General features: G+C 37.7%; 9 protein-coding genes. 2 read left to right on the top strand and 7 right to left on the bottom strand.

Annotated elements, in window-relative coordinates:
- Nucleotides 1-72 precede the first annotated feature (72 nt).
- The 4 genes from HP439_RS15610 to HP439_RS15595 all read right to left on the bottom strand — a co-directional run bounded on the left by HP439_RS15610 (nucleotide 73) and on the right by HP439_RS15595 (nucleotide 3,407).
- Nucleotides 73-1,065: a YihY/virulence factor BrkB family protein gene (locus HP439_RS15610; RefSeq protein WP_172391268.1), complete on the bottom strand. Its 993-nt coding sequence runs from the start codon at nucleotides 1,063-1,065 to the stop codon at nucleotides 73-75.
- Complete coding sequence (locus tag HP439_RS15605; RefSeq protein WP_172391267.1) at nucleotides 1,062-1,472, bottom strand: acyl-CoA thioesterase; 411 nt, start codon at nucleotides 1,470-1,472, stop codon at nucleotides 1,062-1,064. Before HP439_RS15605 ends, HP439_RS15610 begins: the two co-directional genes overlap by 4 nt.
- Nucleotides 1,473-1,601: 129 nt before the next feature.
- The gene (gene mltG / locus HP439_RS15600; RefSeq protein WP_172391266.1) at nucleotides 1,602-2,642 is read right to left on the bottom strand and encodes an endolytic transglycosylase MltG; all 1,041 of its coding nucleotides are present in this window, start codon (nucleotides 2,640-2,642) and stop codon (nucleotides 1,602-1,604) included.
- 9 nt (nucleotides 2,643-2,651) lie between these two features.
- On the bottom strand, nucleotides 2,652-3,407 hold the full coding sequence (locus tag HP439_RS15595; RefSeq protein ID WP_172391265.1) for a PASTA domain-containing protein: 756 nt from the start codon (nucleotides 3,405-3,407) through the stop codon (nucleotides 2,652-2,654).
- Nucleotides 3,408-3,550: 143 nt separating this feature from the next.
- On the opposite strand from HP439_RS15595, the gene HP439_RS15590 reads away from it, so the two are divergent.
- On the top strand, nucleotides 3,551-4,555 hold the full coding sequence (locus HP439_RS15590; RefSeq protein ID WP_172391264.1) for a D-alanine--D-alanine ligase family protein: 1,005 nt from the start codon (nucleotides 3,551-3,553) through the stop codon (nucleotides 4,553-4,555).
- A gap of 53 nt (nucleotides 4,556-4,608) precedes the next feature.
- Here the strand turns inward: HP439_RS15590 and HP439_RS15585 are convergent, their stop codons facing one another.
- Complete coding sequence (locus HP439_RS15585; protein WP_172391263.1) at nucleotides 4,609-5,109, bottom strand: dihydrofolate reductase; 501 nt, start codon at nucleotides 5,107-5,109, stop codon at nucleotides 4,609-4,611.
- A 43-nt stretch (nucleotides 5,110-5,152) separates the two neighbouring features.
- The gene (locus HP439_RS15580; RefSeq protein WP_172391262.1) at nucleotides 5,153-5,974 is read right to left on the bottom strand and encodes a thymidylate synthase; all 822 of its coding nucleotides are present in this window, start codon (nucleotides 5,972-5,974) and stop codon (nucleotides 5,153-5,155) included.
- Between the two features lie 202 nt (nucleotides 5,975-6,176).
- Here HP439_RS15580 and mtaB point away from each other — a divergent pair, with 202 nt between their 5' ends.
- Nucleotides 6,177-7,499, top strand: a complete 1,323-nt coding sequence (gene mtaB / locus HP439_RS15575) for a tRNA (N(6)-L-threonylcarbamoyladenosine(37)-C(2))-methylthiotransferase MtaB (RefSeq protein WP_172391261.1) — start codon at nucleotides 6,177-6,179, stop codon at nucleotides 7,497-7,499.
- Nucleotides 7,500-7,598: 99 nt separating this feature from the next.
- On the opposite strand, the gene HP439_RS15570 is transcribed toward mtaB, so the two are convergent.
- The coding region (locus HP439_RS15570; RefSeq protein ID WP_172391260.1) for an inorganic phosphate transporter at nucleotides 7,599-9,538 on the bottom strand (1,940 nt) is incomplete at its 5' end.

Here is a 9,538-nt window from a genome sequence, read left to right as displayed (position 1 = left end):
AAAACACGGGATTACATTATAAATTTCTATAAAATTAAACAATCGAAGAATTGTAACATATTGTAATTTAAGTTATTGTAGTTTGTTATCTCTTTCTTGCTTTTTGAAAGAGTTGTAAAAGCGAGGTTTGACGATTTTAATGCTTTGTTTTGATAGCGCTATAGCTGCATTTAGTTCGAATCCAATTAAAAGAATAAGAGAGTTTAAATACATCCAAATCATAACAACAATTAATGTTCCGATTGATCCATATAATTTATTGTAAGCTCCAAAATTGTTAATATAGAAAGTAAATATCGAAAAGGTTAGTATGGCGAGAATCGTAGCTAAACTTGCGCCAGCATTTAAGAACTTCCACTTTTTTGAATCACTAGGCCCAAACTTAAATAGTAAACTTACCGTCAGAAAATAAATCCCAAATAGTACGATCCATCTTGAAAATTTTAGTGTTAACGTCCAAAACCAAGAAAGGTCGTAATCAATATGATCTTTGAGGTATGTTATCACAAACCCGGCGCCAGTAAAGACGCCGATCCCTATAGTTAATGCTAGTACAATCGCAAAAGAGAGAAAAACCGCCACAATTCGTCTGCGAATCCAGCTTCTTTTCTCTTTGTATAGTGCGGCTTTGTTGAATGCCATCATAAGGGTTGACATACCGTTTGTGGCGAAAAGTGTAGCCAGCAGGAAACCGACAGATAATAATCCTGAGTTTTGGTTTTTAATAATATCTACCAATGTCTCTTGCAGCACTTCGTAGGCATTTAGTGGCAGTGCAACAGCAATGAGATCCAATAATTTCTGCTGAAAATTACTTACTGGAATATAAGGAATGAGTGTAAATAGAAATAGAATTCCGGGAAAAATTGCTAGCATAAAGTTGTACGCTAACGACGAGGCTTTGTTTAGGATAGATTCCCTAGCAATTTCTTGAAAGAAGAAAGTGAAAACTGTATATAATGGTAATGAACTGAAACCAGGAATAATAGCTACTTTAGTCCACTCTATAAAACGATCGTACGGTTTTACACGTAGTAGGGTGCTATGTATCTTTTTTTGTTTCATTTGCCAAAATATGGCTCCATTTTTTCTTGAAATATATCGGGGGCTTTACAAGGCCTATTACGTTTCATATTAACGAATACTAGTTGTGTGCTTCCGGTATTTAGTAAAATTCCCTGCTGATTAAAAATTTCGTATTCAAATTTAAGCCGAATATTTGGTCTTTCCTTTATACAAGTTTTGATCGTGATTAAATCATCATAACGAGCGGGTTGATAATATTTGCATGTTAAATCCATAACCGGCATCATTACTCCCATTTCTTCAAGTTGTTTATATGTAATACCAGTGCTTCGGAGCATTTCAGTTCGAGCTACTTCATAAAATGAAGCATAATTACCGTAATATACGTACCCCATCTGATCTGTTTCGGCATAACGTATCCTTATCGTGCTTTCATGTACAAACATATTCGTAAAATAGAAAGTTAAAGAGTGAAAACAAAATAGAAAAAGAATTAATCTTATTGAAGATAGATTTCAACGTATTCAGTTTATCTCAATTGTTGTAAAGTTTCTCCAAACCAAATATTAGGAACTTTATTTTTTTATATTGCGCGCATCTAATGCCCTTTGAAATTTACGCGCATTCACTAAATGTTCCGCCTGTGTACGAGCAAAATTGTGATATCCTGAAAAATCGTCTTTTGCGCACATATAAATGTAATCGTGTTTATTGTAATTTAATACCCCGTCAATTGATGCGATACTTGGCAACATAATCGGCCCCGGAGGTAATCCGGCATACTTATATGTGTTATATGGATTGTCTATTTCCAAATGTTTAAAAAGGACTCTACGGATAGTGAAGTCATTATTTGCAAATATAACAGTGGGGTCAGCTTGCAGTAGGATGCCTTTTTTTAATCGATTAATATATAGTCCTGCAATTTGTGGCATCTCGTCTTTGTGTAACGCTTCTCCTTTAACTATTGAGGCCAAAGTGCTTACCTCTTGTGGGGTTAGCCCAAGGTCCCGGGCTTTTTGTTTACGTTCATCGGTCCAAAATTTATCGTATTCCTCTTTAAATCGTGCAATAATCTTATCGGGAGACGTATTCCAATAAATCTCATAGGTATTAGGAATAAACATGCTAAAGAAGTTATCCTTTGTAAAACCGTATGATAAAGCCACCTCTTCGTTGTCAAGGATATTGGCAAATGAAGTTGAGTCTGCCTCAAATGAATTATCTAATAGCGAGACCAAGTTTTCTTTGAGTCTTAGGTTTTCAAATCTGAATTTTACAGCCTCTTGATACCCTCCTCGAAGGTTTCCAATTAGCGCTCTATTTGACATCCCTGCTGTAAGCTTGTAACGACCAGGTTTTACCATTTTTGGATAGTCCATTGCTTTGGCTGCATAATCAAAAAGCCGAATATTTTTTACAATATGTTGGTCTTCAATTTTTTTTAACACATCAGTGTATTGATCACTTGAATTTACAAATAAATAGTCTTGATCTTGTGTAATACTAGGTCCCAAAAAAGTGCTATATCCAAGCCAACCTATAACGCCAGCGGTTACCAGAAGAATAAGCGCTATTACTTTGATAGTCTTAAAGCCTTTATTTGTTGTATTCATATTATACGGTTAATTTGAAAGCGTTAAATTAACGGCTGTGCCGATGCTAATTAGTCCGGCTGCGGTATCCGGTTGCTGAGCAATTATTTTACCAGCTAAGGAATCGCTCACCTCTGTAGAGTAGGAGACCGCCCCCAAATTTAAACCTAATCCTATTAAGGCAAACTTAGCTTCGTCGACGGTTAAACCAATCAAATTTGGAACTTCTACTTCATTTGCACCGCGTCCATTTCCTAAAACAAGCGTAATCTTTGAACCTTTTGGTACCATTCTGCCTGCCTTCAGTGGTTGACCGGCAAATTTTACATCAAGTACCACATCGCGTGCGATATCTGCAATATAGACCGTGTCCCCGACTTTAAGCGATTGGTTTCTTAAAATCGCAGATGCTTCAATATATGTTTTGTCGATAATTTCTGGAAATGCTATCTCTGGCGCAACTTGAGTGATTATCGTAAGGTATATTGTTCGCCCAGTTTTTACGTGGCTTTTTGGTTCTGGATCTTGTTCAATCACGAGTCCCGGTTGTTTATCAATCTGATAGACCGAATCCACGTGATATTCAAGATCGGACTTTTTTAATAGCTGGATAGCTTGACCAATGTGTACACCCTCGACCTTTGGTACTTCTATAGAAACACCATGTTTGGTGTACGATTTCAACCCAAAATAGATCACTAAAAAAATCAATATAACGACGATCAAGGCCGCAATTAGGTTCTTTCTAAATGCGTCTGTCTTAAGATATAATAATAGTTTTGACATGTATTTTTTTATTTCTATGAAATCCATCAGCAATATTAACGCCATTTCCTGATTTGGAGTCGAATCTTACTGCATAATATAACAGCAAAAATATTCGTTTTTCCGTGGAACGCAAATTATATTTGCTTACATCAATTTAAAATATGAAAACAAAAGTAGCATTAATTACGGGAGGTTACACGGGGGAAGCTGAGGTTTCTTTGAAAAGTAGTGCTTTCGTACACTCTAAGCTTAACCAAGACACATATGATATTTATCCCATTTTTATCACCCAAGATGCTTGGTATTATAATACAATCGACGATAATCGGATCTTAATCAATAAAGAAGATTTTTCGTTAAATATTGAGGCACGGAAAATAACATTTGATGTTGCATTTATTATTCTACATGGGTCACCGGGTGAGGATGGTAGATTGCAAGGCTATTTTGATATGATTGGTTTGCCGTATACATCATGTGGCGCACTAACGTCTGCGCTAACGATGAATAAGGAATATACAAAAGCCATCGTCGCAGGAATTGACAATCTTTTTGTCGCAAACTCTGTTTTATTATTTACTAGCGATCGTAGTGGCGCTGTGGAAAAAGTATGTTCTACTTTGAAATTACCTTATTTCGTTAAGCCTAACGCTGGGGGAAGTAGTATAGGAATGTCGAAGGTTAAGGACCAAGGGTCGCTTCAAGAAGCCCTTAATAAGGCGTTTGATGCAGAAAGTACTGGTTATCAGGTTATTGTAGAAGAGTTTGTGGAAGGAAGAGAATTTTCGCAGGGTGTATTCCGAAATGTCGCTGGTGAACTCATTGTACTTCCTGCAACGGAGGTCCGAACTACACGCGAGTTTTTTGACTTTGAGGCAAAATATAGTCCGGGGTTAACGGAAGAAATTACTCCCGCGGAATTAAATGATGAACAAATCCATCGGGCGTCTGCCATTATTCGTGATGTATACGTTCGTTTGAATTGTGCAGGTATGGTACGTGTCGATTTCTTTCTAGAAAAAAATACAGATAAGTTTTATTTTATCGAAATAAATACAATTCCCGGTCAAACGCCGCAAAGCTTTATTCCTCAGCAAGTGAGGGCCTTTGGGATGAAAGAAGGAGATTTTTACGGAGAATTAATTGAGGCGGCACTTAAAAAATAGCACCACGTTTATACGAACTATTAAAGGGTGTTGTTGGACACCTTTTAATAGTTTTATTGTTCTCTGCGCTCCCAAACTTCAAAGGTGAAATCATACGCATGTTTTTCGTCATGAAGATGATTTTCCTGATTCACAAGCTTCCACTCTTTTTGGTTCAACTCTGGAAAGTATGCGTCTCCTTGTATTTCTGTATGGACACGGGTTAGGAGAATCTTATTTGCCAAAGGAAGTGTCTGTTTGTAGAGTTGTGCACCGCCGATAATAAAAATCTCACGTTCATCTCTACAGTATGTTAGGACCTCCGAAATAGAGTTAGCAACGTCAATATCGTCAGCATTAAAAGTCAAATCCTTTGAAAGCACAATATTTCGGCGCTCAGGCAACGGTTTCCCTATCGAAAGAAAAGTCTTTCTTCCCATTACAATGGAATGGCCTGTTGTGTGTTTTTTAAAATACTTAAAGTCGTCTGGTAAATGCCATAGCATTTTATTGTCTTTTCCAATAGCATTGTTCTCACTTGCCGCCACAATTAAAGTGATTTTTAATGTACTCATTTATTTTTTGATTTTGTAATTTTATTTTTTAAATCTTTAAAAATTACACCGCTACAGGAGCCTTAATATGCGGATGAGATTCATAGTTTTCAAGTTGAAAATCTTCAAACTTAAATTCGAATAGGTCACTGATTTTTGGGTTTATTTTTAGAGTTGGAAGTGGTTTTGGAGCTCTACTCAACTGTAATTCTGTTTGTTCGAAATGGTTGCTATAAATGTGTGCATCTCCTAATGTGTGGATGAAGTCACCGGCCTCCATATCGCATACTTGTGCAACCATCATTGTCAATAATGCATACGAGGCAATATTGAAAGGGACACCTAAAAATATATCAGCACTACGTTGATATAGCTGGCAAGATAACCTCGGTTTAGATTGTCCTTTGTCTGGAGCTGCCGGCGCTACATAAAACTGGAAAAACGCATGACAAGGAGGGAGAGCCATATTGTTTATTTCAGCAACATTCCATGCCGATACAATAATTCTGCGAGAATCAGGTGTGGTTTTTAACTGATTAATTATTTGACTTATTTGGTCGATGTGGGCACCTTCTGGCGTAGGCCATGAACGCCATTGAGAACCGTATACCGGTCCAAGATTTCCGTTCTCATCCGCCCATTCGTCCCATATGCTTACTCCATTTTCTTTTAGATATTTTATGTTTGTATCCCCACGAAGGAACCAAATCAACTCATGAATAATGGAGCGTAAATGTAGTTTTTTTGTCGTAACCAACGGAAACCCTTGTTGTAAATCAAAACGCATTTGATAACCAAAAACACTACGGGTCCCTGTTCCCGTTCTATCGGTTTTTTCTACGCCATGTTCATAGACGTGTTTAAGCAAGTCGAGATACTGTTTCATGAGTCAAAAATTTGCAGAAAATATTATTTGAGCAAATAAATATGTGAAGTGACAAATATATGAAAATATATTGTGCTGCCGCAAAAAATCACCTATCGATGCCTTTGGGTTATAGAACGCTTTATCTTGATAATCATAAGAGTGACAGATTTCGAGAATATCGATTATTTTATTACTTTTTGTGTATTTTTGCAAAATTATCATGAGTAAAAAAGTAGCTTTTTATACATTAGGATGTAAACTGAATTATTCGGAAACATCCTCCATTGGCCGAATTTTTAAGAATGCGGGTTATGAGACAACGGAATTTAACAGTCCCGCTGATGTTTATGTTATTAACACTTGTTCTGTAACGGACAATGCGGATAAAAAATGTCGAAAAGTAGTCAAAGAAGCACTTAAGCATTCTCCAAATGCATATGTAACTATTGTAGGGTGTTACGCGCAGCTTAAACCGAAAGAAATTTCAGAAATTCCTGGGGTAGACATGGTTTTGGGTGCGGCGGAGAAGTTTAATATTATTGAACATATTAATGATTTAACGAAGCAAGAAAAAACAATTGTCCATAATGGTCCGATCGATGAAACCAAGCAGTTTGTGCCTGCATATTCGATCGGGGATCGTACCCGAACTTTCTTAAAAGTACAAGATGGATGTGATTATTCGTGTACTTTTTGTACTATACCGCTTGCACGAGGCGCCAGTCGTTCGGGAAGAATTGAGGATATTGTGGAGCAAGCACATCAGATTGCCGCATCGGGCGTTAAAGAAATTGTTTTGACTGGTGTTAATATAGGTGATTACGGTATTCGCGACGGAAAACGTCAAGATCGCTTTTTGGATTTGGTACAAGCGCTTGATGAGGTAGGTGGTATAGACCGTATACGTATTTCTTCCATTGAGCCAAACCTGCTTTCTAACGAGATCATTGAGTTTGTAGCACAGTCGAAACGATTTGTGCCGCATTTTCATATGCCGTTGCAATCGGGGAGTAATAAAATATTGAGTTTGATGCGACGTCGCTATAAGAGAGAATTGTATATCGAACGTGTAGCGAAGATAAAGTCACTGATGCCCGATTGTTGCATTGGTGTGGATGTTATCGTTGGTTTTCCCGGAGAAACACGTGACGATTTTATCGATACATATAATTTCCTTAACGAACTGCCGATTTCTTATTTGCACGTTTTTACTTACTCAGAACGGGAAAATACAATCGCGGCTCAAATGGAAGGCGCAGTTCCGGGTACGCAGCGTAGTGATCGAAGTAAAATGTTGCATATCCTCTCTGAAAAGAAGCGCAGGGCATTTTACGATACACAAATTGGAAGAGTGTCTGAGGTACTATTTGAAGGGGATATTAAAGACGGATATATGCATGGTTTCTCTAAGAACTATGTCAAAGTTCGTACACCATATGATCCGATACTCGTCAATGAAGTTGTACCTGTTGAATTTCTCGCCGTTAATGAGCAGTGTGAGGTAGATGTGAAAGAATTACCCGAGCTGATGAAGCACGGGTAAGTCTTTGATTTTACTTGTCCATTAAAGCAATCTTTTCAAATTCCCCCATCTAAAAAAGTAGAGAAATCAAATCGTTCCTATTCCTTAGGTTAGACGATGTTATTTGCCGATCCGGCCGTTTCTGAAATTTTCGAATTCTTTATGTAATCGTAATAGCTTAAATGTTGAACTAATAAGTTCGTTCGTCTCTAACAATATAGAGAAATAGAGTTTTGTGTTTTTAGGACTGTTTTCGGAAGTCCTAATACGTTCTATTTGTGCGTCAAGCATTTCATTAATTGCGCTTTGGAAAATTACTCGTTCCTCAATAATGATGTCTACTTTTGAAAAATCTAAGCGCTTGTATGTGTCATTAATTTTCGCATACCAATCACTTAATTTCGAGGATGTATACTTAAGGTCCTTTGCTTGGTTAAGTTTCAAGGGCTTATGATTGTTGTCTAAATGTGTATGGATATTGCCGGTAATAACTCCAAGATTCTCTACGATGTCTTGGAGATAACCAAGTGATTGTATGTAATAACGGATGCCTTTGACTGAATTGTCATCGAGATTCCTAATGAAGTCATATAGGGAACTGTTGGTTGAATTAAGCTCATTTTGAAGCTTTTTCACTAGTTTCCTAGCCGTATTGGAAGATGTTAAATCCTGATTGATTAAGCTTTCGACGACTTCTTTGTAAAGGACATTTGTTTTAGTTACAATGTCGCTAATTTGCTCTGCACTGGCCTCCGTTACTTCTTGCAATGTCTGGATATCAGTACGTTCGATTTTTAACTTCTTAAGCTGCTGTTGCTGTACTTTTTTCGTATGGTTCTTCGCATTTCTGTAGAGTAGGAATGCCATTAGGATTAGAATACCAACAAAGGCGATTTCTTCACCAATTGTTAGTAGATAGGCAACTATAAATGCGCCCGCAAATGCGCATGCCGCAGTGATAAACCATCCGCCAATCACATGAAAGACACCTGAAACCCGATAAACAGCGCTCTCTCTATCCCAAGCGCGATCGGCGAATGCGGATCCCATGGCGACCATAAATGTAACATAAGTCGTAGATAAGGGGAGTTTCATGGATGTGCCTAATGCGATTAATATACTGGCGACCATGAGATTTACTGAAGCCCGTACCATGTCAAACATCGGTTCGTCTTGGGACTTCTTGGGCGACGTTGGTAATTTAGGATTTTCGAACTGTTTATCTAATCGATTTTGTAAAGTCCTTGGAAGAAGATAGCTCACTCCGTTTCCTACAGTTATAAAGAAGCGGACGATATTTCTAGAAAGAAAGTTTGCAGAAAATTTTTCTTCACCTGCGGATTGATTAGTTAAGTTCATTTCAGTTTCGATGACTGTTTTGGCTTTACTTGACGTCCATAGCGTGAGTACCATAATTATTCCTGCGGCAACTAGAATCCAAATTGGAGCAATCATCTCGTCATCAGCCAAAGCACTCATCATAAAGGTTTTTGGATCTACGCTGCTGGCCGTCGAAGAAAAGATTTCAATTGACTGGTAAGCCGCGACGGGAACGCCGATGAAATTTACCAAATCGTTTCCTGCAAAGGAAAGGGCTAAAGCGAACGTCCCGACTATTATGATCACCTTAAATATGCTAAGGCTTGTTCGTGTTATAAATGTGCTGACAATTGTGAAAACAACAAAAGAACTTGCTAGTAACATAAGTTCGTATTCATGAATCCAAGCTTTAGCATCGTCAGAGATAAAGGTTACCGATTTTAATCCTTTAATTAAGATAAAATAAGATATTGCAGCAAGAGCGATTCCACCGAATATTGGGCCGAACTTTTTTGTCTTGTTTTCGAATTTAAAGCTGAACGCGAGTCGGCAGACATATTGAATAATCATACCTAGGGAGAATGATACGGCGACTGAGAGCAGGATACTAACGACAATTTCAGACGCTTTTTCAGTATTGATATAAGTTGGTAGGAGGCTCCAGTTTAGGTTTCCATCGTATATTTTGTAAACTGCTAAACACACTGCGGCACCTAAAAGCTCAAAAACAATTGATACAG

The sequence above is a fragment of the Sphingobacterium shayense genome, assembly GCF_013179575.1.
GTDB classification, from domain to species: domain Bacteria; phylum Bacteroidota; class Bacteroidia; order Sphingobacteriales; family Sphingobacteriaceae; genus Sphingobacterium; species Sphingobacterium shayense.
This window is presented reverse-complemented; position numbering and strand designations above follow the sequence as displayed.

What these genes read in the sequence shown, in the direction of transcription:
- HP439_RS15605 (WP_172391267.1), bottom strand. Translation starts at nt 1,472, where the DNA reads ATGTTTGTACATGAAAGCACGATAAGGATACGTTATGCCGAAACAGAT.
- HP439_RS15610 (WP_172391268.1), bottom strand. Translation starts at nt 1,065, where the DNA reads ATGAAACAAAAAAAGATACATAGCACCCTACTACGTGTAAAACCGTAC.
- HP439_RS15590 (WP_172391264.1), top strand. Translation starts at nt 3,551, where the DNA reads ATGAAAACAAAAGTAGCATTAATTACGGGAGGTTACACGGGGGAAGCT.
- mtaB (WP_172391261.1), top strand. Translation starts at nt 6,177, where the DNA reads ATGAGTAAAAAAGTAGCTTTTTATACATTAGGATGTAAACTGAATTAT.
- mltG (WP_172391266.1), bottom strand. Translation starts at nt 2,642, where the DNA reads ATGAATACAACAAATAAAGGCTTTAAGACTATCAAAGTAATAGCGCTT.
- HP439_RS15585 (WP_172391263.1), bottom strand. Translation starts at nt 5,109, where the DNA reads ATGAGTACATTAAAAATCACTTTAATTGTGGCGGCAAGTGAGAACAAT.
- HP439_RS15580 (WP_172391262.1), bottom strand. Translation starts at nt 5,974, where the DNA reads ATGAAACAGTATCTCGACTTGCTTAAACACGTCTATGAACATGGCGTA.
- HP439_RS15595 (WP_172391265.1), bottom strand. Translation starts at nt 3,407, where the DNA reads ATGTCAAAACTATTATTATATCTTAAGACAGACGCATTTAGAAAGAAC.